The organism is Rhodobacter sp. 24-YEA-8 (genome assembly GCF_900105075.1).
In the GTDB taxonomy this organism is placed as follows: Bacteria; Pseudomonadota; Alphaproteobacteria; order Rhodobacterales; family Rhodobacteraceae; genus Pseudogemmobacter.
In genome coordinates this window covers 1672238-1698486 of record NZ_FNSK01000001.1, presented here as the reverse complement: position 1 = coordinate 1698486, position 26249 = coordinate 1672238, and the positions used below count along the sequence as shown (strand labels likewise).

The window sequence follows — 26249 nt, the reverse complement described above, 5'->3', positions numbered from 1 at the left end:
TCCAATGACCGGAAAGCGCGGCAGGGCGAAGACGTCCCGTCACCTCTTTAGCGGCTTATTTAACGTGGCCCGCAATCCGGTCAACAAATCGCCACGGCACTTGCTTACGCCTCGCTCAGTCCAGGGTCAACCGTCACGACACACCCAGCCCGGCGCGCATCAGCCCCTGCCGCACCGGCGGCAGCGCATAGAGCATCTCGAGCATACCGCTGCGCAGGGCGCGCAGCGTCGGCGCGCCGGCCATCGAGGCGCGGTTGAGCATGTCGATGCCGCCGACCCGAAGCGTGATATCGCCGTGCCGCGCCCGGTGATAGGCGTCTGGAATGCCCTGCGCCCCCGGGTCGCCGCCAGATCCTCTGACAAGATCCAGCAGCACCCGCAGATCCTTCAGCGACATATTCAACCCCTGCGCGCCAATGGGCGGCACCACATGTGCGGCTTCGGCCATCAGAACCGCGCGCTGTCCCGAAAGCCGCTGCGCCACCTGGCTGATGATCGGCCAGACAAGGCGCCTTGTCACCAGCCGCATCCTGCCCAGAATGCCACAGGAGCGCGCATTCATCTCGGCCTCGAACTCGGCCTCGGGCAGGGCGGCAAGCCGCGTGGCCTCGGGCCCATGTTCCATCCAGACAACCGAGGACGCGTGGCGCCCGTCGCGATCGGGCAGTGGCACCATCGTGAACGGCCCGCCTGAGCGATGCACTTCGGTCGAGATATTGTCATGCGGCAGATCATGGGTGACCGAAAACACCAGGGCCTTTTGCCCGTACCGGATGGTTTTCACCGGGATATTCAGCGCCTCACGCATCGGAGAATGCCGCCCGTCCGCCGCGATCAGAAGCCGCGCCGCGACCTGGGATCCGTCGCTAAGCGTGACCAGCGCCTCACTGTCACGGGTCATCAGGCCTTTCGTGCCGATGCCCGGGCGGAAGGTCACATTCGGAAGCTCGGCCAGCCTTGCAGCGATCTCGCGGCGCAAAAGCCAGTTCGGCAGATTCCAGGCGAAGGGCTGGTCGGAAATTTCAGCCGCGTCGAAATCGCGGATGGTGCGGGCCGTCGCATCCGCGCTGCCCGGATCTGCCTTTCCGGAATCGACGATCCGCATCACCTGCAATGCCGCCGCATGGGGGGCAAGCCGTTGCCAGATCCCGGCCTCTTCCAGCACCGAAACCGAGGGCTGCAAAAAGGCCGTGCTGCGCAGATCGGCGTCATTTGCCGCTTCGGATTGCGGCGGCGGGGCCGGATCGACGCAGATCACGTCGAACCCGGCCGACCCAAAAGCTGCAGCCGCCGTCAGCCCGGCAATACCGCCGCCCGAGATCAGGATTCCGGTTTCCGCGCGTTTCATGCCGGTTTCACTCCCTCGGGACCCTCTGGCTGCTTCGGCCGCCAGTCTACGCCTTCGGCCCGCGCGGGGCCAGTGGACAGGATGTCGCCCGGGCGGGCGTTTGCAGGCGGTCGTTCAGGGCCAGGAGATTGCGATGAAAAAGGCGAACACAACCGGCACCAGGGCCAGCGCCAGCATGGTGAGCGCAGCCATGCCCCAAAACTTGATCCCAAGCACGAGGCCAAGGATGACCACCGGCAGGAGCCAGAAGAAATTGTTCACATCCTGGTCAATCTCGCGCGCGATCCGGCCAATCAGCGGGATACGGCTGATAAGGCTGCGGCGCGCCGGGCGGGCTGCAAGGGTGAGGCTGTCGGACATGGCGGGATCCCTCTGACGGCATTGGCCGCCCCGGAGAGGGGGGGGCGAAAGCCGTATCTTCAATGACTGATTGGGATATACCGCATTTCCACCGGGCTTTCATCCGCCGGACAGGCCGCAGGGGCGGGGCGTGGTGTCGCACTGCGTCAATCTGCCTCGCGTCCCGTCGGCCCCGCCGGGGGCGGGTTCAGCCGGCCGCAAGCCGGTCAAGGAAGTCGCGCAGATCGCCGGTATTGTGATGGATATGGTCCTCAACCAGCGGCTCGGGGGCGACGAGGACGGTGCGCATCCCCATCCGGTGCGGTTCCAGCAGGTTGCGCGGATCATCCTCGAACATCGCGCCACGCCCAGGGTCGAACCCGTCAAGCCGGACGATACAATCAAAGGCATCGCGGCGTGGTTTTGGCAAATATCCGGCTTCTTCAATGCCATAGATCGCGTCAAACAGGCCGGAAAGGCCGCGCCGTTCCAGCACGCGGGTGGCATAAAGCGTGTCGGCATTGGTGAAAACGATGCGCCGACCCGGAAGCGCGGCGATGCGGTGGGCAAGGGCATTGTCGCGGGAGAGACCCGAGAAATCGATATCATGCACGAAGGCCAGAAAATCTGACGGATCAATATCATGGCCGGACATCAGCCCGGCAAGCGTGGTGCCGTGTTCCTGCCAGTACCCATGGCGCAGCGCATCGGCGCTGGCCTCGTCGAGGCCAAGATTGCGCATCACCCAATCGGTCATCTTGCGCTCGATCTGGGGAAAGAGGCAGGCCCCGGCGGGGTAAAGCGTGTTGTCGAGGTCAAAGACCCAGGTGCTGATATTGCTGAAAGCTTCGTTTGGCATGGGCTTTCTTAGCATGGACGCGGGCGGGATGCAGCCGGAACTTGCGCGCAGTCGCGAGGCTTCGGGACGGGGCGGGCTTGCCTGCCGTCGTTCCCGCCTCTAGGGTTCCCGGCCAGGGTTGCGGGGCGTGCGCTTTCTGGCCGGCTGTGTTGGCCCCGGGGCGAGATCATGGCGCCGCGATGATGCGCGAACAGGAGCGGGTCCAGTGCAGAAAGACGCCTATACGCTGATCCTTGAAGCGATCGAAGCGCGTGAGTTCCGGCCCGGCGAGCGGCTGGTTGAAAGCGAGCTGGCCGAACGATTCGGGGTCTCGCGGACCCCGGTGCGCGAGGCGTTGCAGCGGCTCGAGACGCAATCGATGCTGAAACGCGACGGGCGCAGCCTGATCGTCGCGACGCTGGATCATAATCAGCTGGCAGAGCTTTACGCGGTCAGGACGGAACTCGAAGGCCTTGCCGCGCGGCTGGCGGCGCGTCACGCGACGGAAGAGGAAATCCGCGTGTTGCAAAGCATGGTCGCCGATGACCGTGCGCTGCTTGGCGGGGACCCGGCGGCGCTCAGCCGGGCGAATAAGCGCTTTCATCGCCAGATCCATCTTGCCAGCCATAACCGTTTTCTGGTGCAGCAACTGGATCTTCTGCACCGTTCGATGGCTTTGATGGCACAGACCTCTTTCGCCGCCGAGGGGCGGGACGGGGTCGCCCTCACGGAACATGAGGCGATTGTGACGGCGATTGCGGCGCGTGACGAAAACAGTGCCTGGACCGCGCTGAAAACCCATATCAGCCGGGCCTTTGAGACGCGTCTGAGGGTTGAGGCGGGCGAGCTGAAACTGCGCTGAACCTCATCCTGAGGGTTTCTTGCGGCCAGCACCGCAGCCGGCCTCTACAGTATCGAAGATCCCGTGGCTGGTCTTGTCCCAATAGAACGGGCGGGTGATCAGCTCCCACAGCGCCTTGAGACCGGCGAAGGTCGCGAGGGGCTGGTAGAAATGCAGGGTGAAGACCCAGAATTTCGAGATCCTGTGCCCGGCCTGTTTCAACGCCAGCCAGCCGAGGGTGAAATCGACCGCCGCAGAAAACAGGAAGGCGCCCAGCATCGCCCAGGTGAGGCCTGCGGGCAGGGCTTCGGCCAGGGGATGCGAAAACCCCAGAGCGATGATCCAGAAGCTCCAGAGCAGCGGTGCCAGCAGCGTTTGCAGCGCGGCGCAGAGGAACATCACCTGAAAGCCGAGGAAGGCGCGGGTTCCGACCTCGCGCCAGAGCCTGAGCGGACTGCGCATATGGACGATCCAGGTCATCATATGGCCCTTGATCCAGCGCGAGCGCTGTCTGACCCAGGGGAAGGGGCGGCAATTGGCTTCTTCGCGGGTGACCGTTGACAAAAGCCCGGTGCGGTAGCCGGCGCGCGCCAGCCGGATGCCGAGATCGGCATCTTCGGTGACATTATGCGAATCCCAGGCGCCAAGCTCTTCCAGCACATCTCGGCGAAAGAACAGCGTTGTCCCCCCGAGCGGCACCATCAGCCCGAGCCGTGCCACGCCAGGCAGAATCAGCCGGAACCAGGCGGCATATTCGATGGTGAACATGCGCGCGATCCAGTTGGTCGCCGGGTTATAATAATCCAGCACCCCCTGAATGCAGGCGAGACCCGAATCGCTCTGGCGAAAATGGGCGACGACGCGGCGGATCTGATCGGCTTCGGGCGCATCCTCGGCATCATAGACGCCGATAATCGCGCCCTGGCAGTGGTCAAGTGCCACATTCAGCGCGCGTGGCTTTGTCTTAACCCGGCCCGGCGGAACCACAACGATCCGCATCCAGGCCGGCAGGCCGGCGTTTTCCAGCGCGGCGCGGGTCGAATGGTCTTCCGCCTCGACCGCGAGCACCACTTCCAGCAGGTCGCGGGGATAATCGAGCCGGGACAGCCGTCGTATGAGGCGCGGCGCGATATCGCTTTCATGATAGAGTGCAACAAGGAGCGAGACCCCGGGCAGCGGCCCGGCCGCCGGGCAAGGCGGGGGCAGGGGGCGGTGACGCAGGGTGGCGATCGCGCAGACCAGTTTCATCAGCGTCGACAGCACCATCGAGCCAAGCGCCAAAAACAACAGTGAAAGCCCGGTGCTGATCGGGAAATTCGCAACGCTTGCCAGAAGGCTGGCCGCCATTGCGGCGGCGATCAGCCTGAGCCCGATCCCGCCCCAGTCGCGGCAGGAGAGATCGGCCGTCACCCTGGTCTCGGCGGTATGGGCAATCTGTGAGCCGCGCACCAGCATCAGCGCCCGGGCGATGGAAGCGGCAGGTGCCAGCGCCATCAGAACCGGGCCGATCTGTGCCTCGATCACCGGGCGCAGCCGGGCGAAAGCCTCGGGTCGCGAAGTTGCGACCATCGTCACTGCCCCGGCGCGCCGTAAGGGCAGAATGCCATGCCGTTGACAGAAACCAAGCCCGAGCCGGTCAATCGCGGCCGCTTCGGGTGGTGGGGACAGCGGATCGACAAACGGCGCGCCGAAATGGTCGCGGGCTGCGGCGAGGAGATCATCTTCGGCCAGGGTGCCATGCGGCGGAACGCAATCACCTGCTGCCGAACTGTGCCGTGCCGAAGCCGCAGAGCCGGGTTGTTCGGGCCGGATCAGCCCATGGCGCAGGAGTGCAATCGCGAAAGGATCCGGCCGCGCGTCAGAGCGCGTAGGCCGGTCCTGTGTGACGTCCGCGTGAAGGCCGCAGGGCTGACGAAGGGATCCGTTCCACCGCGCTTTTCGCGGCGTGACAGTCTCATACCCCAAGTCCAGGGGCGAGGCGCCACCGATACTGATCAAATGCCGAACCGTCATCGCACTGCGCATCCCGGGTCACTTCCGGGCCCGAGATTGCGCAGGGATCAGTTAACGGGCGGTTAAGTCTGATTGGTCGGGCCCGGAATACTCCGGGCCTGTACCCTCACAGGGCGCGGCGCGCATTCATTTCGGCCGCGAAACGCTCGAAGAGATAGTAGCTGTCTTGTGGGCCGGGGCTTGCTTCGGGGTGATACTGCACCGAAAACACCGGGCGGTCTTTGATGGCGATGCCGCAATTGGTGCCGTCGAACAGCGAGACATGGGTCTCGATCACGCCTTCGGGCAGGGTATCGGCATCGACGGTAAAGCCATGATTCATCGAGGTAATCTCGACCTTTCCGGTGGTCAGGTCTTTCACCGGATGGTTGGCGCCGTGATGGCCATGGTTCATCTTGCGGGTCTGGGCGCCAAGCGCCAGCGCCAGCATCTGATGGCCGAGGCAGATGCCGAAGACCGGCAGATCTTTCTCAAGGACGCCCCTGATCATCGGCACGGCATATTCGCCGGTCGCTGCAGGGTCGCCAGGGCCATTCGACAGGAACACGCCATCCGGTTTATGTGCCAGAACATCGTCGGCCGTGGCCGAGGCCGGCAGCACCACGACTTCGCAGCCGGTCGAGGCGAGGCAGCGCAGGATGTTCTTTTTCGCGCCGAAATCGACGGCGACGACTTTCGGGCCCGGGGCCGTGCGTTTGGTATAGCCCTCGGGCCAGGCCCAGCGTTTCTCATCCCAGGTGTAGCTTTGCGGGCAGGTCACGTCTTTTGCCAGATCAAGGCCGACAAGACCTTTCCAGGCGCGGGCCTTTGCCACCAGCGACTCGACGTCGAACCTGCCTTCCGGGTCATGGGCGAGGGCCACATGCGGGGCGCCCTGCTGGCGAATGGCGCGGGTCAGGCGGCGGGTGTCGATGCCGCCAATGCCGATCCGGCCGATCTTTGCCAGCCAGGACCTCAGATCGCCGGTTGCACGCCAGTTCGAGGGCTCGGTCGGATCCCATTTCACCACCATCCCCGCCGCCGCCGGGGCCACGGTTTCGTCATCCTCGGGCGTGATGCCGGTATTGCCGATATGGGGGAAGGTGAAGGTCACGACCTGGCCCGCATAAGAGGGATCGGTGATGATCTCCTGGTAGCCGGTCATTGCGGTGTTGAAAACGAGCTCTGCCACCGTCTCGCCGGTCGCGCCAAAGCCGTAGCCATAAAAGAGCGTGCCATCCGCCAGCACAAGACAGGCAGTAGGACGGGGTGCTGCATGCGGCATGATTGGCTCCGGAGCGTGAGAGGATTCTGGTGTGCTGGCTAAACGGGCGCAACCTATGCCTCTGCCAGGGCAGGGTCAAGGCTTTGGGGTCTTTGATATTGTTGTGAAAAATCAGTGTCTTGGTTCAAAGGTGGTGACTTGCCGGAATCGGTGCCGCATGGCAGATTAGACGCCGGACCGAGAAGGAGCCCCGCGATGAGCCTGCGCAACAGCCTGAATGAGGCGATGAAAGAGGCGATGAAGACCCGCGATTCTGCGCGGACCTCGACGCTCAGGCTGATCAATGCCGCGATCAAGGATCGTGACATTGCAGCGCGCGGCGAGGGGCGTGGCGATGAGGGCGTCGCGGACAGCGAATTGCTGGCTCTGCTGGGCAAGCTGGTGAAACAGCGCCAGGAATCCGCCCGTATCTATGAGGAAGGCGGCCGGCTGGAGCTGGCTGAAAAGGAACTTGCCGAGGTGAAGGTGATCTCGGAATTCCTGCCGCGCCAGATGGATCCCGAAGAAGCGGCGGCGGTGATCGACCAGACCATCGCAGCGCTTGGCGCGAATTCGATCCGCGATATGGGCCGGGTGATGGCGGAGCTGAAAGAGAAATACACCGGCCAGATGGATTTCGCGCAGGTCGGTGCCACGATCCGCGCCAGGCTGGCCTGAGGCCAGGTTCCGGGTCGGAGCCAGCCCGGCCCCGGCTCTGTTTTCTGAGGATCAGGCCCGGTCGGCAGCTTTCGCCCGGGCCAGCGCCTCGCGCAGCTCTTGCGCGAGCCTGCGGCGCTCTTCGGGGGTGAGGAAGGCGCCGAGTTCAACCTCGCGTTCACTGCCGCGCAGGGTCAGGTAATCCGGCACCGGCCCGCTGTTTTCCCCGTCATTCGGACAGAGATGCACGCTGACCCAATAGGGATTGGCCTCCCAGTTCTGGACCCGGCCACGCGGGCCGCGCCGGGTGAGGCTGATATGATCCCGGCTCAGCTGCAGATCTTCGGTGATGCTACGGTCGCTCCAGGACCGTTTCAGCGCCAGCCAGATCATCGTCAGTGTGATCAGAAGAAATGGCAGCAGCCCCCAGAAAACCGGCGTCGCAATCACGGAAAGCAGCGGCAGCGCGATCAGCGCGGCAGTGGCGCCGATGAACCAGGCAAAGCCCGGCCGGCTCAGTGCGGAATAGGGCACCAGGTGCAGATGTTCCGGCCCGTCTGCGGGCCTTGACCAGTGATAGGGCATGGCGGATCCGAACTGAACTTATGCCTGATCGTCTGATCTGTCGCATAAACCGCGTCGCCGCCAAAGGCAAAGGCCCCGGAGAAATCTCCGGGGCCTTTTCAGATTCAGGATTGTCACATCCGCTCAGTGGCTGTGCGAACGGTCCCAGTCCTCACGCTTGGGAAGCGTTTCGAACGTATGCTCCGGCGGCGGGCAGGGCAGGGTCCACTCCAGCGTGTCGGCATATTCGTTCCAGTAGTTGTTCTCGGTCACGCGGCGGCCTGCAAACAGGGTGTAGAACACGATGCCGATGAAGAAGAGGAACGAAGCAAACGAGATGAACGCGCCGATCGAGGAGATGTAGTTCCAGTATTCGAACTGCACCGGGTAGTCGATGTAACGACGCGGCATGCCCTGACGGCCAAGGAAGTGCTGCGGGAAGAAGGTCAGGTTCGCGCCGATGAACATCGCCCAGAAATGCAGCTTGCCTGCGAATTCCGGATATTGGCGGCCCGACATCTTGCCGATCCAGAAATAGACCCCGGCAAAGATCCCGAAGACGGCGCCCAGCGACATCACATAGTGGAAATGGGCGACGACGTAATAGGTGTCGTGGTAGCCACGGTCCAGCGGTGCCTGCGACAGCACAACCCCGGTCACACCGCCAACGGTGAAGAGGAAGAGGAAGCCGAAGGCGAAGAGCATCGGGGTTTTGAATTCGACCGAGCCGCCCCACATGGTTGCGATCCAGCTGAACACCTTGATGCCGGTCGGCACTGCGATGATCATGGTCGCCATCATGAAATAGCTTTGCTGCGAGAGCGACATGCCGACGGTATACATGTGGTGCGCCCAGACGACGAAGCCCAGAACACCGATCCCGACCATCGCATAGACCATCGGCAGATAGCCAAAGACCGGCTTTTTCGCGAAGGTCGCCACGACCTGGCTGATGATGCCAAAGGCCGGGAGCACGATGATGTACACTTCCGGGTGGCCGAAGAACCACAGGATATGCTGGTAAAGGATCGGGTCGCCGCCACCTTCGGGCACGAAGAACGATGTGCCGAAGTTACGGTCGGTCAGCAGCATGGTGATTGCACCAGCCAGAACCGGCAGCGCCAGCAGGATCAGCCAGGCGGTCACAAAGACCGACCAGGCGAACAGCGGCACCTTATGCATGGTCATGCCAGGCGCGCGCATGTTGAGGAAGGTGGTGATGATGTTGATCGAGCCGACGATCGAGGAAGCCCCCGACAGGTGAACAGCGAAGATCGCCAGATCCATCGAGAAACCGGCTTCTTTTTCCGAAAGCGGCGGGTAAAGCACCCAGCCCACGCCCGATCCCGGCTGCCCGTCACCGCCCGGCGCAAAGAGCGAGGCCACGGCCAGCGCGGTCCCTGCAACATAGAGCCAGTAGGAGAGGTTATTCATGCGCGGGAAAGCCATATCCGGCGCGCCGATCTGCAGCGGCATGAAATAGTTGCCGAAACCGCCGAACAGCGCCGGAATCACCACGAAGAACATCATCAGGATGCCATGCGCGGTGACGGTCACGTTCCACAGATGGCCGTTCGGAGTACATTCTCCGGGCGCCGCTGCGGTCAGACGCATTCCTTCGGCGCACATATACTGTACGCCCGGCTCCATCAGCTCCATCCGCATATAGACGGTGAAGATGACCGAGATCAGCCCGACGATTGCCGCCGTGAACAGATAGAGAATCCCGATATCTTTGTGGTTGGTGGACATGAACCAGCGGACGAAAAATCCGCGCTTGTCATGGTCATGCCCGTGGATGGCTGCATCCGCCATAGGCGTCTCCCGCTATTGCACTTCGGCCCCACGCCCGGGCTTACGCCAGTGGCTGGGGCCTCATTCCCTTGCTGATCCGTGTTTAGCGGGCGCGGCGAAGGGCCGCAACGATGAATTGATCAGGATCAAATTCGCCAGGAGGCAGGGCCCGGCCTGTGGCACGAACACACTGAAGTGCCGGGTTTTCGTGTCTCAGCCGTGGGGGGCAGGGGCATGACCCGTACGGATCAGCCAGGTTTTCCCGGCAGTTTCGCCAGCGGATGGTGATTATAGACGAGGTCTTTCAGCTCATCTTCCAGCACATGGGTATAGATCTCGGTGGTGCCCAGATCGGCATGACCCAAAAGCGTCTGGATCACCCGCAGATCGGCGCCCCCTGCCAGAAGATGCGTCGCGAAAGCGTGGCGCAGCACATGCGGAGTGACCTTTGCCGGCGAGATCCCGGCGGCAACCGCCATGGCCTTGATCAGCACGAAAAAGCTTTGCCGGGTCATATGCCCGTCTGCGCCACTGCCCGGAAAGAGGTATTTCGATACGGGCTGGCCAGCGGCTTTCTGGGCGGCCTCGCGCGTGTCCAACGCGGTCAGCCAGTCCGCAACCGCCGCGCGCGCCGGGGGCGAGAGCGGCACCATCCGTTCTTTATCGCCCTTGCCGCGGACAAGGATCATCGCCGGATTGCCGCGCACTGCCGCCTGGGGCAGGGTCACCAGCTCGCTCACCCGCATGCCGGTGGCATAAAGCAGCTCCATCAGGGCTGTGTTGCGCAGCCGGTCTGCCGGGCTGCGGCCATGTCCGGCTGCGGCATCCAGCAGCCGGGTGATCTCTTCGACCGAAAGCGTCTTCGGCAGGCTTTTCGATTTGCCGGGGCCGGAAATCCGCAGCCCGGGATTGTCCTCGCGCCAGCCTTCCTCAAAAGCGAAACGGTAGAGCTGGCGAATCGACGAGAGCCGCCGCGCGCGTGTTGCGGCCGAAAGCCCCTGGGCGTCGCAATGGACCAGATAGGCCTCGATGGTCATACGGTCGAGCGTCGCGATATCATGCCCCTCGGCCGCAACCCATTCGGCGAAATCCCTGAGGTCGCGGCCATAGGCAAGGCTGGTATTGCGCGCCGCGCCAGCTTCGGCTGCGATGGCATCGAGAAAGGTCGAGATCCAGCGCCAGGCCGGATTGACCGGCGGTTTCCCCCCTTTTGTGCCAGCTGTCGGGCCTGTCATCGGCTCAGCCCCGCCGCTCGAGGATCATCAGTTCCAGCGCGGTGCGGCGGGCGACATTTTCCAGCTTCACCTTGCGCAGCAGTGACAGGCCGCGTGTCACCCCCGAAACATTGCCGTCAACGCCACGCTGGATGTCTTCAATCGCCAGCAAAATCGCCTCGCCAAGCCGCATCCCTTCCAGAAGCATACGCGCCTCGTCGGAGATTTCCGGCGTCAGGAAGGCCGGGGCGATGGCGCGGCCCATCATATCCGGCGCACGCAGCCCAGTAATATCGCCAAGCGCCAGCCCCGTCAGGAAGATCTCGGTCTCGTCCAGCGCCTTATGCGCGCTGGCGATGGCCTCGTATTGCGGTGACAGCAATCCGATGCGGAAGGCGATCCGCGCGACATCCGGCGGCAGATCCAGCGCCGCCAGGGGGGGGCCGTAAAGCGAGGCGAAGGGCACTTCGAGCTCGGCTTCCTGCATCCTCGCCCAGACCGGCGGCAATGTCGCTGCAATCCGGGTCTTGTCTTTCGACTGCATTGCCGCATCGAAGGCCTGGAACGCATCGACCCGGTCCCAGACCCCGCCCGACGCCGCCGCGTCGCGTTCGGTATAAAGCCCGAGCAGGACATTGGGGGCGATGGTTCCGGCGCGGGTCAGCCGCTCGGCCGCCTCGATCTGGGCCTTCCAGCCCGATTGCGGTCCGATCTCGGCATAGGCGAAGGCAATGGGCATCCGCCCCGTGGGCATGGTCTCGCCAATCGCTTCGTAAAGCTTCCAGTCCAGCGGTGTCACCGGGCTGGGCGGCGGTGGCACGGCATCGGCCTCGAAAAGATCGGGGTCAAGAAAGCGCGACAACAGCGCGGTCTGCGCCTTGTCGACATCGCCAAGCTTATCGGCGCTGGTCAGGGTCAGCGCGGCCGCATCCCATTCCCCGCCACGGGCGAGGCAAAAGACATGGGCGGGCAGTGTCGGTGCCAGACCCGGGGCCTTTTGCATCCTCTCGCAGGCCTTGTCCTCGCGCCCGGTCAGGATCGCGATGTCGAAGGCGCGGCGGAACAGATCGGGTGTCCCATCCCCTGCAATGTCGATCAGCGCCGCTGCCTGTTCCAGCGCGCCGATCTGCAAAAGCTTGTCGATCCGGGCCAGAAGCAGGCGCCCGTCATTGCCGGCGTCAATCGGCGGATCGGCTTCGGCCAGCAACATGGTCAGGAAAAGCTGGCGGAGCGCCGGCAGGCTTTCCATCCGGTCGCGGATCACGGCGCGGGCAATCTCATCCGAGAGGCCCGCGCCCCAGAGATTGCGCGGCAGGCCCGAGACCGCCGGGGAAATCAGCCCGACGGAATCGGGCGAGGGGATATCGAGCGAGGTTGACGACACCGTCACCGGCAGCGCGCCTTCGCTGGTCACCGGTGGCTCGATGGTCTTGACCGGACCGGCAGGTTTGCCTGCTTTGCCCGCGCCCGGCGTGCTGACTGATTGTGACAGCCAGTCGATCGCCGACAGCGGATCATCACCGGCCGCAAAAGCCGGAGCGCTGCCCATGCTGCAGGCGAGGCCAACGACCCCCGACGCCATCAGCCGGCGCAGAGCCCTCCCGGCGCCGGGATGCGGCGCGGATCGGGAAATCGCCCGCGGCAGCAGCGCGCAAAAGCGATCAACTCGCATCCAGCACCACAGGTTTTGTCACTTCGGCCGGTGTCGGTGTCATATCGACGAGATAGGCATAGGCGGCCAGCGCCGCAAAGCCGAGAATCGCCAGAACCAGCAATGCCTTGATAATCCGCCCCATAAACCAGTCCCTTTGTATTCGCCTGTCTCAGCGCTGCCTCGCGGACAGGTAATTCCTGCCGATCCGGTCCTTTTCCCGCCTGATCGTCTGCCCGCCGGGTGAATATATATGGCTTTCCGGCCAAGATCACGCCATTGGAGAACGAAAAGCGCGGCGGCTTACCGTGATCCCCGCCGCGTTCACGCGATGGTGAAGGCAATGTATCGACTGAAAAAGACCGTCGCCATGGTCGGTATGATGGGGGCGGGGAAAACCGCCGTCGGAACGGCGCTGGCGAAACTGCTGAAAGTGCCCTTTGTCGATTCGGATGAGGAAATCGTCAAAGCAGCGGATCGCAGCATTGCCGAGATCTTTGACCGCGATGGCGAGCCGTTCTTTCGCGACCGCGAATTCGAGGTGATCGGCAGGCTGTTGCGCGGCCGCCCGGCGGTGCTCTCGACCGGGGGCGGCGCCTTTCTGGCTGTCCGCAACCGCGACCAGATTGCGGAACACGGGATCTCGGTCTGGCTGAAGGCCGAGCCCGAAGTCCTGTGGCAGCGCGTGCGGCACAAGACGACGCGGCCCCTGCTGCGCACCGCCAATCCGCGCCAGACGCTTATGGAGCTTTGTGCCGCGCGCGAGCCGTCTTACCGGCTTGCCGATCTGGAAGTGGATTCGGCGGCCGGCCTTTCGGTCGAACAGATGGCGGCGCGGGTCGTCGGGGCGCTGGTGACGCGCCCCGATGTGCTGGAAGAACTCTGACGGGAATCCGGAGAAGAACATGTTGAATATTGTGCCGGTCAATCTGGGCGAGCGCTCCTATGAGGTTCGGATCGGCTCTGGTCTGATCGATAATGCAGGTTCGGCAATCCTGCCGATGCTGCGCAGAAAGAAGCTGGCCGTGGTCACCGATGAGACGGTCGGCGCGCTGCATCTGGAACGGCTAAGGGCCGGTCTTGCCATTATCGGCATTGAAATGTCCCATATGGCACTGCCGGCGGGCGAGGCGACCAAGTCCTGGAGCTCTCTGTCGCAGACCGTCGAATGGCTGCTGGAGCAAAAGGTCGAGCGCAAAGATGTCGTGGTCGCTTTTGGCGGCGGTGTGATCGGGGATCTCGTCGGTTTCGCTGCGGCCGTGCTGCGTCGCGGCGTTCGGTTCGTGCAGATCCCGACCTCGCTGCTGGCCCAGGTCGACAGTTCTGTCGGCGGCAAGACCGGGATCAACACGCCCCAGGGCAAGAACCTGGTCGGCGCCTTTCACCAGCCCTCACTGGTGCTGGCCGATATCGGTGTGCTGGAAACGCTGACACCGCGCGACTTTCTGGCCGGATATGGCGAGGTGGTGAAATACGGCCTTCTAGGGGATCCGCTGTTCTTTGACTGGCTGGAAACTGAGGGTCCGGCGCTGGCGCGCGGTGACCGCGAGGCTCGGCTGAAGGCAGTGACGCGTTCAGTCGAGATGAAGGCCGGGATCGTCGAGCGCGACGAGACCGAAGAAGGCGAGCGCGCGCTTCTGAACCTCGGCCATACGTTCTGTCACGCGCTGGAAAACGCGACCGGTTATTCCGGCCGGCTTTTGCATGGCGAGGGCGTGGCCATCGGCTGTGCGCTGGCATTCGAGCTGTCGCAGCGGCTTGGGCTTTGCGCCCAGGAGGCGCCGAGCCGGGTTCGCGCCCATCTCAAAGCGATGGGGATGAAGACCGATCTGGCTGATATCGAAGGCGATCTTCCCGATGCCGAGGGGCTTTTGCGCCTGATGGGCCAGGACAAGAAAGTGGTCGACGGCAAGCTGCGCTTCATTCTTGCGCGCGGCATTGGCGAGGCTTTCGTGGCCGATGATGTGCCGCCGGATATGGTGCTTTCGGTGCTGCGGGACGCGCTGGTGCGGCGCTGAGGCTTTACCTGCCAGAAAGGTTCGATATAATTGTTGAAACATAACGCATCGACCTGAGAGGCTGCCATGAAGCTCGGCTATATTTCTGCTGGCCCCGAGGGCGAAACCGACCTCCTGCTCCAGGACGTTGCGCGCCGCCTGAGCGCGCATGGTCTGACCCCGGCGGGCACGGTGCAGATCAATACGCTGCGCCCGGGGCGCACGAAAAGCGACATGGATCTCTGGGTTTTGCCCGAAGGGCCGCAGATCCGCATCAGCCTTGACCGCGGTGACGCGGCGACCGGCTGCCGGCTCGACACATCGGCGCTGGAAGAGGCGGCGGTGATCGTGGCGCAGCGGCTTGGCGCGGCGGATGTGCTGATGGTCAATAAATTCGGCAAGCAGGAGGCCGACGGCCATGGTCTCGCCGATTCCGTGGCCGAGGCGCTTGGGGATGGCAAGCCCGTGCTCTGCGGCATGGCGGATCACTTCCTCGAAGGCTTCCTGAACTACGCCGCCGGCCATGCCGAGGAATTGCCCCGCGATGCTGATCAGGTTTTCGCCTGGGTGCTGGAAGCGCATCAGGCCCGGCTCGCAACCGTCTGAGCTGGTCGGGGAAGGTCAAATCTTCGCCTCGGGGGCTGAAACTCCGATACCGTTCTTGACCGGCACCCGCCGTGATACGGCGACACGGCCTCCGGTCGGCGACCTGCGGCATCCGGGCCAGGTGCTGCAAGGCGGAATGACGCATCCTGACGTGACGCAATCCAGTCCTCTGCCGCGGTGGGGCTCCAGACGGCGGATGTAACGCTTGCAGAGGCTGATCCGCTGGTGGTCCTGATGGCATTCGCCTTTCGGCCATTGTCGGTATGGTCTTCAGCTGGTTCCCGGCTTCGCGCAGGGTGCGGATGGATCCTATCGAGGCACACAGGCATCCGGAGCGGCGGCTATGCGCCCAGGATGCGAGGAAGCTGTGGATGGATTCTCAACTGCGGTTTCCATCTGAGAACGGACATGGTAAGGTCCTGGCATGAAAGCAAAACACTCCGATCAGGCAGCAAGAATGACCCAGGCGCTCCGCGATGGCGGGGTGCGGGTGACCCGGCAGCGCGAGGCGCTGGTCCGGGTCCTGACCGAATCCGCCGATCATCCGGATGCGACCGAGCTGCACCGCCGCGCACAGGTGATCGATGACACGGTGTCTTTGGCGACCGTGTACCGAACGCTGACAGTGCTGGAGCGCGAGGGCGTGATCCATCGCCATTCATTTGAGAACGGCTCGGCCCGGTTCGAAGTGGCGGCGCAGGGGCATCACGATCATATCCTTGATCTCGACAGCGGCGAGATCATCGAATTCCACAGCGAAAAGATCGAGGACCTGCAGCGACGGATTGCGGCCGAGATGGGCTATGAGATCGTCCATCACCGGCTGGAGCTTTACTGCCGCAAAGTGTGAGCGGCCAGCGAGGCTGGGGGCGCTGACCCCCACGGCCTTCGGCCTCCCCCCGGAGCATCCGGGCCAGGAGGAAGGTTATTCGGCGGCGTGGCTGCGGTGTCGTGCCGGGGTGAGGCTGTCGAGCCTTTTGCTGAGGGTTTCGATGCGGGCAGCAAGTTCTTCGGCTGGTGGGGCCTCTGGTTCGCGCTCCGGGCTGCCGATCAGGCGGCCGAAGATCCAGGCGAAGAGGCGCGAGATATCGTCCATGATCAGGTAGAAGGCCGGCACGATCACGAGGCTGAGGACCGTTGAGACGATGATGCCGCCGGTGACCGCTATGGCCATCGGCGCGCGGAAGGTGCCGCCTTCGCCCACGCCAAGCGCCGAAGGCAGCATCCCTGCCGACATCGCGATCGAGGTCATGACGATGGGGCGGGCACGCTTATGGCCGGCCTCGACCACGGCGGCGATCCGCTCCATGCCGCGCGCGCGCATCTCGATGGCGAAATCGATCAGCAGGATGGCGTTTTTCGTGACAATCCCCATCAGCATCAGAATGCCGATCAGCACCGGCATTGAGACCGGGTTATTGGTGATGATCAGGGCGATGGCGACGCCTCCGACCGAGAGGAGCAGCGAGGCGAGAATGGTGATCGGCTGAATGACCGAGCGGAACAGAAGGATCAGCACCGAAAGGACCAGCATCAGCCCCATGATCATGGCATTGGCGAAACTGTCGAGAAGTTCGGCCTGGATCTCGGCATCGCCCGAGGGGCGCAGGATGACGCCTTCGGGCAGGTCAAGCGCCGCAGTGACCGCCTCGAACCGGGCGGTGGCGTCGCCAAGGGCCACGCCGGGGGCGAGGTCGGCGCCGATCTGCGCGACCCGGAGCCGGTTCAGCCGTTTGATCTGCGCCGGACCCTGCGAGATGGTGATATCGGCGACCGAGGCCAGCGGCACCAGAATGCCGGTGGCGGTCTGAACCTTCAGCGCGGCCAGCCGGTCCGGATCGCCGCGCGCCTCGTCATTCAGCCGCACCCGGATCGGGATCAGGCGATTGTCGATCGAGAGTTTCGCAAGAGCCGCATCGAAATCGCCGATGGTCGCGGTGCGCAGGGTGGCCGCAATGGCGCCGGTGGTGACGCCAAGCCGCGCGGCCTCGTCAAGGCGGGGGGTGACGCGGATCTCTGGCCGGGGCAGAGTGGCCTCGGTTGAGACATTCATCAGGAGCGGCTCGCCGGTCAGCGCGCTTTCCAGCTGTTCGATGGCCTTGTTCAGCGCATCGGCGTCCGGCGAGAGGATGTCATAGGCGAGGGGGCGGCCGCCCGGTCCTCCGGGGCCCCCGAGCTTGAAGGCGCGGATATCGGGAAGAGTGGCAAGACGGGCAAAGACTTCGGCCTCGATCACGTCCTGGGGGCGGGTGCGGGTGTCAGAAGGCGGCAATGTGGCCCAGGACCCGATCAGCGGCAGCTGGCCCATCACATCTGAGAGCCTTCGCAGGAGGCTGACATCGCGGCGTTCCAGCAGCACGGTGATGGTGGCGCGGCGCAGTTCGCGGTCGCCCAGAGGCGATGCGCCGCCGGTGACGAGGATATGTTCGATGCCTTCGGTCCGGGCGATGGCGGCGCGCATCTCGTCGGTCACGCGGTCGGTTTCTGCGAGACCCGAGCCGGGCGGCAGTTCGACCGAAATGGTGAAGCGGCTTTCGTCATCGGGCGGGAAGAGGTTGCCGGGAATCCGTGACATGGCGATCACCGATCCGGTCACCAGCACGATGGCAAAGATCAGGGTCAGGTAGCGGGCGAGAAAGCGCCAGCGGCCCATGCGGGCAGGGCCGGTGCTCAGTCTTACGAGCCGCATGTAGAAGCGCATCACCGGACCATCCCGATGGTCATCCGTATGGCCGTCGGCATCTTTCGGGCGCATGATATAGGCCGACATCATCGGTGTGATCAGCCTGGCAACCAGCAGGGAGAAGAACACCGCAACCGCGACCGTCAGCCCGAATTGCATGAAATACTGGCCGGGAATGCCGGGCATGAAAGAGACCGGCACGAAAACCGCGATGATCGTCGCAGAGGTAGAAATCACCGCCAGACCGATCTCATCCGCCGCATCAATCGAGGCGCGCCAGGGCGATTTTCCCATCCGCATATGCCGCGCGATATTCTCGATTTCGACAATCGCATCATCGACGAGGATCCCGGTCGCCAGCGTCAGCGCGAGGAATGACAGAAGATTCAGCGAAAAGCCGATCATATCCATCACAAGGAAGGTCGGCACCGCCGACAGGGGCAGCGCGACCGCGGCGATAAAGGTCGCGCGCCAGTTCCTGAGAAAAACCAGCACGACCAGAACCGCAAGGATCGACCCCTCGATCAGCGTATCAAGGGCGGCCTGGTAATTGCCCTGGGTATAATAGACCTGATCGTCGATCAGGGAAATCTGCACCTCCGGGTGATCAGCACGCACCCTGGTCAGTGCCTCGGCCACAGTGGCCGCAACCGAGACCTCGGATGCGCCTTTCGAGCGGTAGACCGCCAGCGCCACCACCGGATTGCCGTCCTGGCGCACAAAGCTCTGCGGATCGCTGTAACCATCGCGGACCTCGCCCAGATCGGAAAGGCGGACGAAACGGCCATTCGGCAGCGCGATGGTCGCATCCGCCAGCCCCTGTACCGTCTGCTGGTTCCCCAGCGTGCGGATCGCCTGTTCGCCACCGCCAAATTCGGTCTTGCCCGATCCGAGATCGGCATTGGTCTGGGCCAGTTGCTGGCTGACCGCAAGCGCAGTGATGCCGTAGCTGCCGAGGCGCAGAGGGTCGAGATCGACGCGGATCTCGCGGTCGACCCCGCCATAGCGGCTGACCTGGCCCACGCCGGGCCGGCCCTGCAAGGCGCGGGTCAGCGTGTCATCGGTGAACCATGACAACTCCTCGATGGTCATGGCCGGAGAGGAAACCGCGAAGGTCTGGATCGCCTGACCCTCGACATCGACTTTGGTGACGATGGGGGTCTCGACATCGGCCGGCAGATCGCCGGTGATGCGGTCAATCGCATCCTTGACGTCCTGGACCGCCGTTTCGGTCGGGATCTCCATACGAAATTCGATCAGCGTGGTCGAAAGCCCGTCCGAGATGTTCGAGGTGACATTCTTCACCCCGTTCAGCCCGGCGACGGCATCCTCGATCTCTTTGCTGACCTGGGTTTCCAACTCTGCGGGTGCGGCGCCGGCCTGGGCGACGGTGACCGAGACCAGCGGCAGGTCGATATTGGGAAAGCGCGTGATCGGCAGCCTGTTGAAGCTTTGCCAGCCAAGCGCCATCAGCAGGACAAAGGCAAGGATCGGCGCGACGGGGTTGCGGATCGCCCAGGCAGAGAAATTCATCAGATAGTCCTCACTGCGCCGGGGTCGGGCTGGCCGGTTCCCGGGGAGCCGGATTTTTGGGCGCCGGCGCTGCGGCGGGTGATGCTCCCGTGACCGGATTGACCTTCTCGCCAGGGCGGATGAAGGCGCCGGCGCGGGTGACGACCAGATCACCGGGCTGCAGATCGCCCGCCGCAAGCCCCGCAAACCCCTGATCGCGGATCATCACAACCACCGGGATCTCTTCGACGATCCCGCCCCGTATCCGCAGGAGCATCTCGCCGCCCTCTTTGCTGCTGATCGCCGAAAGCGGCACGGCGGGCAGGTGATCCTGCGCCAGCGTTATCGTCGCTTCGGCAAACATGCCGGTCCTCAGAGAGGGCTCGGGCGGCAGGCTGATCCGCGCGCGGCCCTGACGGGTGGTGGTGTCGATGGCGGGTTCGATCAGGCGCATCGTGCCGCCGGGCATGTCGGCGAGGCCGGCGGCGCGCAGGTGCACAGCCTGGCCGGCGCGCAAGGCGGGCAGCGCAGCCTCTGGCACATCTGCGCGCAATTCCAGGGCGCCGTCTTTTTCCAGCACGAACATCGGCATCCCTTGCGCCGAGGCGACCGCGCCGATGGTGGCATTCCTTGCAGTGATGCGCCCGCCATAGGGGGCCGTTACTTCGGTCCGGGTCAGCATGAGATCGACATTGGCAAGCTGCGCTGCCGCAAGATCGGCCTGAGCCTGTGCAGCCGCCAGGGTCTCATGCGCCAGATCAACCCGCGCTTCGGCCGCCTGGAGCGCCGCCGAAGCGCTGTCGGAGGCCGCCGAAGTCGCGGTGCCCTGAGCCTCAAGCCTGGCAGTGCGTTCGGACACGCGTTTTGCCTCGTCCCGCGCGGCGCGGGCCTCGATCTGCTGCGCCTCGGACTGGGCAATCGCCGCCTTTGCCTGGGCCAGACCCGCAAGGCTTTGTGCGCGCTGGAGGTCGAGCGACGATGAAGACAGCACCGCCAGAACCGCGCCGGTTTCGACATAGTCGCCGATATCGGCGCGCAGTTCCTCGATGGGCTGCCCTTCGATCAATGGTTGCACCTGGACCTCTTCGACCGCAGCGATCAGCCCGGTGACGATCAGGCGCTGGGTTAGATCCTGCATCGTGACCGGGGTGACATGGATCGCCGGCAGGGCAATCCCGGGCGCAGGCTGGTCTTCTGCCAGAAGCGGGAAAGCGGGCAGGGCGGCAAGGGCGGCAATCGCAAGAAGCTGGCGCATCGGTCAACCGTGAGCAGGAGCGAGAGGGATATCGTCAAGGATCTGGTCAATGCTGCGCCGGATCAGCTGGGACAGCATCGGGTCGGGGCTCAGGTCAGAGCGCTGGCCATAGCCGCGCAGCACCAGGACCACAAAGCGGGCCTGCGAGCTGAAACGCGCGCGGCATGTCTCGGGAGAAAGCCCGGAGACGGCGGCGAAAACCTCAAGCAGCATGTCGCAGACGGTTTCTTCCATCCGCTGGCAGGTCGTGGAGATCTCGGATTGCCGGAGCGCGCTTGCCGATATCTCAGCCGCCAGCCGGCAGTCATCCGGGCCTGTCTCTTCGAGATGCTGCGCGATGCCGGCGCGCAGCGCCGCCATCTTGTCGGGCGCCGCCAATATGGCCTGGAACTGCACACGCACCTCATCGACATCCTGGGCAACCAGTGCTTCGACGATCGCGGTTTTCGACGGGAAGTAGCGGTAGAAGTTACCGACGCTCATTCCGGCAGCGCGGGCGAGGTCATTCATCGAGGTGCCGTCAAACCCCTTCGCGGCAAAGGTGCTGCGGATCGCGGTGAGGATCCCGGCGGTACGGGGCTGGTTCGGGCTCTGACCCGGTGCGGTTACGGCAGGGGATTCCATCAGGAGCTTTCTTGCGGCACAGGAAGGGGCAGGGCGTGAATGAACGTTCATTCTCATAATGCGGACCGCAAGCGACTCTGCAAGTGCAAATCCTGCCGGACTGTGGCAGAAGCCGCCCATATGGGCCGGTGGCGGGCGAAAATCCGCAGGAGTGGCCCAGGATGCGGCAGGAGATGGTGATGCAGGAGCGGTTCTCGTTCGAGGTGAAGGCGACAGATGGCGCGGCGCGGCTGGGGGTGATCCATACGCCCCGCGGCGATATCCGCACGCCTGCTTTCATGCCGGTCGGCACGGCGGCGACGGTCAAGGCGATGATGCCGGAGTCGGTTGCCGCGACCGGGGCGGATATCCTGCTCGGGAATACCTATCACCTGATGCTGCGCCCCGGGGCGGAGCGGATCGACCGCCTTGGCGGGTTGCATAAGTTCATGAACTGGCAAAAGCCGATCCTCACCGATTCCGGCGGCTTCCAGGTCATGAGCCTCGCGGGGCTGAGGAAGCTGACCGAAGAGGGGGTGAAGTTCTCTTCCCATGTCGACGGCTCAAAACACATGCTCTCGCCCGAGCGCTCGATGGAGATCCAGAAGCTGCTGGGATCGGATATCGTGATGTGTTTCGACGAATGCCCGGCGCTGCCGGCGACCGAGGAAGAGGTCGCGAAATCGATGCGGCTTTCGATGCGCTGGGCACAGCGCTCGCGCGATGCCTTTGGCGACAGGCCTGGCCATGCGCTGTTCGGGATCATGCAGGGCGGCGTTACCCGCGATCTGCGTGAAGAATCCGCCAAAGCCCTGACAGAGATCGGCTTTGACGGCTATGCGGTCGGCGGCCTCGCCGTGGGCGAGGGGCAGGAGGCGATGTTTGGCGTTCTCGACTATGCGCCAGGCTTCCTGCCAGAGGATAAGCCGCGCTATCTGATGGGCGTCGGCAAGCCCGATGACATCGTCGGCGCGGTGGAGCGCGGCATCGATATGATGGACTGCGTGCTGCCGTCGCGGTCGGGCCGGACGGGCCAGGCCTGGACCCGGCGCGGTCAGGTGAATATCAAGAACGCCCGCCATCAGGACGATCCGCGCCCGCTGGACGAGGCATGCACCTGCCCGGCCTGCCGCAACTATTCCCGCGCCTATCTGCACCATGTGCTGCGGTCGCAGGAGATCATTGCCTCGATGCTGCTGACCTGGCACAACCTGCATTACTATCAGGAACTGATGGCCGGCCTGCGTGAAGCCGTCGGGGCAGGGCGGCTGTCAGCTTTTGTCGCAGATTTCCATGCAAAACGGGCAGAGGGCGATATCGAGCCGCTCTGACCGGGTGCCAGCCACAGAATTCAGCGCGGCGGCATTTGTGGGGTGCCCGTGGCGAGCAGGGAACGGTCCGGGCGCCCGTTTGCCCGTGCGGCGTAGCCGTCATTCACCTCGCGGGCGATGCAGCTCAGCGCCATACCGAGGCGCAGCATCGGATATGCGCCGCGGACAGTTTCCTGCCAGGAGATCTTGCTGCCGCCACCTGGGTCGGGACTGAGCGTGAAAGACAATGTGCCACCGCGCGCCGGGAAGGCTGCTTTCCCATCGGGATCCCAGAAGTTCATTTCCATGCTGATCTGCCGTCCGGGCATATAGTCGTGGACGGTGACCAGATGCGGGGCCTCGCCTTTTCTTTGAAGCATGAAATCGGCGCTGATCCCCTCGGGGGCGGCACTGACAGTGCTTTCGGGGTAAAAATAGCGGTCCAGCTGTCCAGGCAGCGGGTAAAGCAGCTTCCACGCCTCCTCGGGTGGTTCTGGTGAGGTGAAGCGACCCCGATATGGGCCTGCATTGCTGCGCATCCAGTCCGGGCAGGGGCCGATTGAAAAACGACAAACAAGGCAGAAACAGGCAAAAAGGATGCTCCACTCCGCCCAGCCTGCAACCTCGCCCCAATGGGTCAGGTCGCGCGGCTTTGGAAGGTTCGGACCGATCAGCGCCATCAGCGGTGGCATGATCCGTTCCAGGACCGAGACGATCAGCGCTGTCAGGGCGAGGGAGATGGGCAGGACCTCGATCACGTCGAGAAAGCGCTGCGTGAAAGCCGCAAGAAGCGCGGTGCACAGAGCGATAAAGCCAAAACTGAGGACGGCGATGGCAATGAGCCCCTCTGGCGTTTGCAATCTCTCGACCATGCCCGCGTCGAACTGGTCCATCGCATAAAGGGCATAGCAAAGCGTCAGGGTCAGCAAGGTGCCACCGAAGAGCATGCGCTTATACTGGTGAATGATCCGCCTGAGCATGACCCGGCTCCTGGTTGGTGTCACCTTTTTGTTATCCGGCTTCCGGGCGATGATGTGGCGCGAACAGGGAAAAAATGTCCCGGCCCGGGCTTTGGTGGGGATGGAGTTCCGGGTCACTTGGCTATTTCGGATGCCAACCCCTCTTGCAGAGCCATGCCCGCACGCTATTCTGCCTTGCTGACCCCGCGAGAGGGGGGAGACTTGAATTCATACTGTGGTCAACACAGATTAACAGGCGATCCGATGGAGATGGCGATGGCTGCCGATACCCGGGGCCGCACTGTCTGCCGAAATGAAGGATGAATGATGAGCGATATCAGAACCTCCACTTACCCCGTCCTGCCGCTCCGCGACATCGTGGTCTTTCCCCATATGATCGTGCCGCTTTTTGTGGGCCGGGAAAAATCGGTGCGGGCGCTGGAAGAGGTGATGCAGGATGATCGCCAGATCCTCCTGTCCAGTCAGCTTGACCCGACCGTTGATGACCCCTCGCCCGAAGGGATCTACCGCACTGGCGTGCTTGCCAATGTGCTGCAACTTTTAAAACTGCCCGATGGCACCGTGAAGGTGCTGGTTGAGGGCAAGTCGCGGGTGAAAATCACCGATTTCATCGATAACCCGTCTTACTTCGAGGCGAGCGTCGAGCCGCTGTCGGAAGAGACCGGCGATCAGGAAGCGGTCAATGCGCTGCTGCGCGCCGTTGGCGAAGAGTTTGAACGCTACGCCAAGATCAAGAAGAACATCCCCGAAGAGGCGATGGCTGCTGTCTCCGACACGCGCGAACCGGCGCGGCTGGCGGATCTGGTGGCCGGTCATCTTGGGATTGATGTGGCGCAGAAACAGGATCTTCTTGAAACCCTGGTGATCTCCGAGCGGCTTGAGAAGGTTTACGGCCAGATGCAGGGCGAGCTTTCCGTCCTTCAGGTCGAGAAGAAGATCAAGACCCGCGTCAAGACCCAGATGGAGAAGACGCAGCGCGAGTATTATCTGAATGAGCAGATGAAGGCCATTCAGAAGGAACTCGGCGATGGCGAGGACGGCCAGAACGAGATTGCCGAACTGGAAGCGCGGATCGCAAAGACCCAGCTGTCCAAAGAAGCACGCGAAAAGGCCGATGCCGAGGTCAAGAAGCTGAAATCGATGTCGCCGATGTCGGCCGAGGCCACCGTTGTGCGCAACTATCTCGACTGGCTGCTGGGCGTTCCCTGGGGCGTGAAGTCGCGCACCAAGAAGGATCTGCCGGCCGCGCAGAAGGTGCTCGACAGTGATCATTACGGGCTGGAAAAGGTCAAAGAGCGGATCGTCGAATATCTCGCCGTTCAGGCGCGGGCGACGAAGCTCAAGGGCCCGATCCTCTGCCTCGTCGGCCCGCCCGGCGTGGGGAAAACCTCGCTTGGCCGTTCGGTCGCGAAAGCCACGGGTCGTGAATTCATCCGCATCTCGCTTGGCGGCGTGCGCGACGAATCCGAGATCCGCGGACATCGGCGGACCTATATTGGCTCGATGCCCGGCAAGATCATCCAGGCGCTGAAAAAGGCAAAGACCACCAACCCGCTGATCCTGCTCGATGAAATCGACAAGATGGGCCAGGATTTCCGGGGCGATCCGGCATCCGCACTGCTGGAGGTTCTTGATCCGGAACAGAACGGCACCTTCGTGGACCACTATCTGGAGGTCGAATATGACCTCTCGAACGTGATGTTCATCACCACGGCGAACTCCTACAACATGCCGGGGCCGCTGCTTGACCGGATGGAGATCATCCCGCTTTCGGGCTATACCGAAGACGAGAAACGCGAGATCGCGAAGCAATATCTGCTGCCCAAGCAGGTCAAGGCGAATGGCCTGAAGAAGGGCGAATTCGCTGTCCCGGACGAGACGCTGAACCATGTCATCCGCTATTATACGCGTGAGGCAGGGGTGCGGAATCTTGAGCGGGAAATCGCGAAACTGGCGCGGAAATCGGTGACCGAGATCCTGAAAGGTCAGTCGAAATCCGTCGATGTGACGCCCGCCAAGGCCGAGGAATATCTTGGCGTGCAGCGTTACCGCTACGGTCTGGCCGAGAAGGAAGATCAGGTCGGTGTGGTCACGGGGCTTGCCTGGACCTCTGTCGGCGGTGATCTGCTGCATATCGAGGCGCTGAAACTGCCCGGTAAGGGCCGTATGAAGACGACCGGCAAACTCGGCGATGTGATGAAGGAATCCATCGACGCGGCCTCCTCCTATGTGCGCTCGATCAGCCCGCAGCTGGGGATCAAGCCGCCGAAGTTTGACACGGTGGACATTCACGTTCACGTGCCGGATGGGGCGACGCCGAAAGATGGGCCTTCCGCAGGTCTCGCGATGGTGACGGCGATTGTCTCGGCGCTGACCGGTATTCCGGTCCGCAAGGACATTGCCATGACGGGTGAGGTTTCCTTGCGCGGAAATGCGATGCCGATCGGGGGCCTGAAAGAGAAACTGCTCGCGGCACTTCGGGGCGGCATCCGCACGGTGTTCATCCCTGAAGAGAACGAAAAGGATCTCGCCGAGATCCCTGCCAATGTGAAAGAGGGCCTGGAGATCGTGCCGGTGACCCATGTGCGTGAGGTTCTCGCCCGCGCCCTGACCCGTCAGCCCGAGCCGGTTGACTGGGATGAGGCTGCCGAAGAGGCTGCCGCGGCCGCCCGCGCAGCGGAAAGCCGCGACCGGGCTCAGGTCGCTCATTGATCACTGCCTGACAGGCTGACAGCAAAGACGGCGCGGCAGGCCCCACCTGCCGCGCCGTTTTGTCTTGCGCTGCTGCAATTTCATTGGCG

22 protein-coding genes and 1 riboswitch are annotated in these 26249 nt (G+C 63.5%); of the genes, 8 read left to right on the top strand and 14 right to left on the bottom strand.

Annotated features, from left to right (window positions below):
* Nucleotides 1–26: 26 nt before the first annotated feature.
* A riboswitch (SAM riboswitch) is annotated at nt 27–105 on the bottom strand.
* Nucleotides 106–133: 28 nt separating this feature from the next.
* The 3 genes from BLW25_RS08405 to BLW25_RS08395 form a co-directional block, all read right to left on the bottom strand.
* Entirely contained in the window at nt 134–1348 is a 1215-nt protein-coding gene (locus BLW25_RS08405) for a UbiH/UbiF family hydroxylase (protein ID WP_092898114.1), read from the bottom strand.
* A gap of 114 nt (nt 1349–1462) precedes the next feature.
* Nucleotides 1463–1708, bottom strand: coding sequence for a hypothetical protein (locus tag BLW25_RS08400; protein WP_092898112.1), 246 nt, complete (start codon nt 1706–1708; stop codon nt 1463–1465).
* 187 nt (nt 1709–1895) lie between these two features.
* Nucleotides 1896–2546: a pyrimidine 5'-nucleotidase gene (locus BLW25_RS08395; RefSeq protein ID WP_092898110.1), complete on the bottom strand. Its 651-nt coding sequence runs from the start codon at nt 2544–2546 to the stop codon at nt 1896–1898.
* A 205-nt stretch (nt 2547–2751) separates the two neighbouring features.
* Between BLW25_RS08395 and BLW25_RS08390 the strand changes: the two genes are divergently transcribed.
* Nucleotides 2752–3387, top strand: coding sequence for a GntR family transcriptional regulator (locus BLW25_RS08390; protein WP_092898108.1), 636 nt, complete (start codon nt 2752–2754; stop codon nt 3385–3387).
* 3 nt (nt 3388–3390) lie between these two features.
* Here BLW25_RS08390 and BLW25_RS08385 read toward each other — a convergent pair whose 3' ends face one another.
* Together BLW25_RS08385 and carA are read right to left on the bottom strand one after the other, a co-directional pair.
* Nucleotides 3391–5364 (bottom strand): glycosyltransferase, encoded by a 1974-nt coding sequence (locus BLW25_RS08385; RefSeq protein ID WP_253188298.1) that lies wholly within the window; start codon nt 5362–5364, stop codon nt 3391–3393.
* A gap of 121 nt (nt 5365–5485) precedes the next feature.
* Nucleotides 5486–6643 carry a glutamine-hydrolyzing carbamoyl-phosphate synthase small subunit gene (gene carA, locus BLW25_RS08380; protein WP_092898106.1) on the bottom strand — a complete coding sequence of 386 codons (1158 nt, stop codon included), beginning with the start codon at nt 6641–6643 and terminating at the stop codon, nt 5486–5488.
* A 195-nt stretch (nt 6644–6838) separates the two neighbouring features.
* On the opposite strand from carA, the gene BLW25_RS08375 reads away from it, so the two are divergent.
* Nucleotides 6839–7300 (top strand): GatB/YqeY domain-containing protein, encoded by a 462-nt coding sequence (locus BLW25_RS08375; RefSeq protein WP_092898104.1) that lies wholly within the window; start codon nt 6839–6841, stop codon nt 7298–7300.
* A gap of 51 nt (nt 7301–7351) precedes the next feature.
* Here the strand turns inward: BLW25_RS08375 and BLW25_RS08370 are convergent, their stop codons facing one another.
* The 5 genes from BLW25_RS08370 to BLW25_RS25230 all read right to left on the bottom strand — a co-directional run bounded on the left by BLW25_RS08370 (nt 7352) and on the right by BLW25_RS25230 (nt 12647).
* On the bottom strand, nt 7352–7864 hold the full coding sequence (locus BLW25_RS08370; RefSeq protein ID WP_092898102.1) for a DUF2244 domain-containing protein: 513 nt from the start codon (nt 7862–7864) through the stop codon (nt 7352–7354).
* Nucleotides 7865–7987: 123 nt separating this feature from the next.
* Nucleotides 7988–9658, bottom strand: a complete 1671-nt coding sequence (gene ctaD, locus BLW25_RS08365) for a cytochrome c oxidase subunit I (RefSeq protein ID WP_092898100.1) — start codon at nt 9656–9658, stop codon at nt 7988–7990.
* Between the two features lie 227 nt (nt 9659–9885).
* The gene (locus tag BLW25_RS08360) at nt 9886–10872 is read right to left on the bottom strand and encodes a site-specific tyrosine recombinase XerD (RefSeq protein WP_092898097.1); all 987 of its coding nucleotides are present in this window, start codon (nt 10870–10872) and stop codon (nt 9886–9888) included.
* Between the two features lie 4 nt (nt 10873–10876).
* Entirely contained in the window at nt 10877–12433 is a 1557-nt protein-coding gene (locus BLW25_RS08355; RefSeq protein ID WP_092898095.1) for a hypothetical protein, read from the bottom strand.
* Between the two features lie 79 nt (nt 12434–12512).
* A complete protein-coding gene (locus BLW25_RS25230) occupies nt 12513–12647 on the bottom strand; it encodes a hypothetical protein (RefSeq protein WP_092898093.1) in 135 nt (44 codons plus the stop codon).
* 198 nt (nt 12648–12845) lie between these two features.
* Here BLW25_RS25230 and BLW25_RS08345 point away from each other — a divergent pair, with 198 nt between their 5' ends.
* From BLW25_RS08345 to BLW25_RS08330, 4 genes are all read left to right on the top strand, one after another.
* The gene (locus BLW25_RS08345) at nt 12846–13388 is read left to right on the top strand and encodes a shikimate kinase (RefSeq protein WP_092898091.1); all 543 of its coding nucleotides are present in this window, start codon (nt 12846–12848) and stop codon (nt 13386–13388) included.
* A gap of 19 nt (nt 13389–13407) precedes the next feature.
* Nucleotides 13408–14520, top strand: coding sequence for a 3-dehydroquinate synthase (aroB, locus tag BLW25_RS08340; RefSeq protein WP_092898089.1), 1113 nt, complete (start codon nt 13408–13410; stop codon nt 14518–14520).
* Between the two features lie 66 nt (nt 14521–14586).
* Nucleotides 14587–15105, top strand: a complete 519-nt coding sequence (locus tag BLW25_RS08335) for a DUF2478 domain-containing protein (RefSeq protein WP_092898087.1) — start codon at nt 14587–14589, stop codon at nt 15103–15105.
* Nucleotides 15106–15562: 457 nt separating this feature from the next.
* Nucleotides 15563–15955 (top strand): Fur family transcriptional regulator, encoded by a 393-nt coding sequence (locus BLW25_RS08330; RefSeq protein WP_092898085.1) that lies wholly within the window; start codon nt 15563–15565, stop codon nt 15953–15955.
* A gap of 75 nt (nt 15956–16030) precedes the next feature.
* On the opposite strand, the gene BLW25_RS08325 is transcribed toward BLW25_RS08330, so the two are convergent.
* From BLW25_RS08325 to BLW25_RS08315, 3 genes are read right to left on the bottom strand one after another with little or no spacing between them, the layout of a single operon-like run.
* Nucleotides 16031–19321 (bottom strand): efflux RND transporter permease subunit, encoded by a 3291-nt coding sequence (locus tag BLW25_RS08325; RefSeq protein WP_092898083.1) that lies wholly within the window; start codon nt 19319–19321, stop codon nt 16031–16033.
* A gap of 10 nt (nt 19322–19331) precedes the next feature.
* Nucleotides 19332–20555: an efflux RND transporter periplasmic adaptor subunit gene (locus tag BLW25_RS08320; protein ID WP_092898081.1), complete on the bottom strand. Its 1224-nt coding sequence runs from the start codon at nt 20553–20555 to the stop codon at nt 19332–19334.
* A 3-nt stretch (nt 20556–20558) separates the two neighbouring features.
* The gene (locus BLW25_RS08315; protein WP_092898079.1) at nt 20559–21179 is read right to left on the bottom strand and encodes a TetR/AcrR family transcriptional regulator; all 621 of its coding nucleotides are present in this window, start codon (nt 21177–21179) and stop codon (nt 20559–20561) included.
* A 179-nt stretch (nt 21180–21358) separates the two neighbouring features.
* Between BLW25_RS08315 and tgt the strand changes: the two genes are divergently transcribed.
* Nucleotides 21359–22489, top strand: coding sequence for a tRNA guanosine(34) transglycosylase Tgt (tgt, locus tag BLW25_RS08310; protein WP_092901745.1), 1131 nt, complete (start codon nt 21359–21361; stop codon nt 22487–22489).
* A gap of 20 nt (nt 22490–22509) precedes the next feature.
* Here tgt and BLW25_RS08305 read toward each other — a convergent pair whose 3' ends face one another.
* Nucleotides 22510–23448 (bottom strand): hypothetical protein, encoded by a 939-nt coding sequence (locus tag BLW25_RS08305; protein ID WP_092898077.1) that lies wholly within the window; start codon nt 23446–23448, stop codon nt 22510–22512.
* Between the two features lie 306 nt (nt 23449–23754).
* On the opposite strand from BLW25_RS08305, the gene lon reads away from it, so the two are divergent.
* Nucleotides 23755–26160, top strand: a complete 2406-nt coding sequence (lon, locus tag BLW25_RS08300; RefSeq protein ID WP_092901742.1) for an endopeptidase La — start codon at nt 23755–23757, stop codon at nt 26158–26160.
* The last annotated feature ends 89 nt before the right edge of the window (nt 26161–26249 follow it).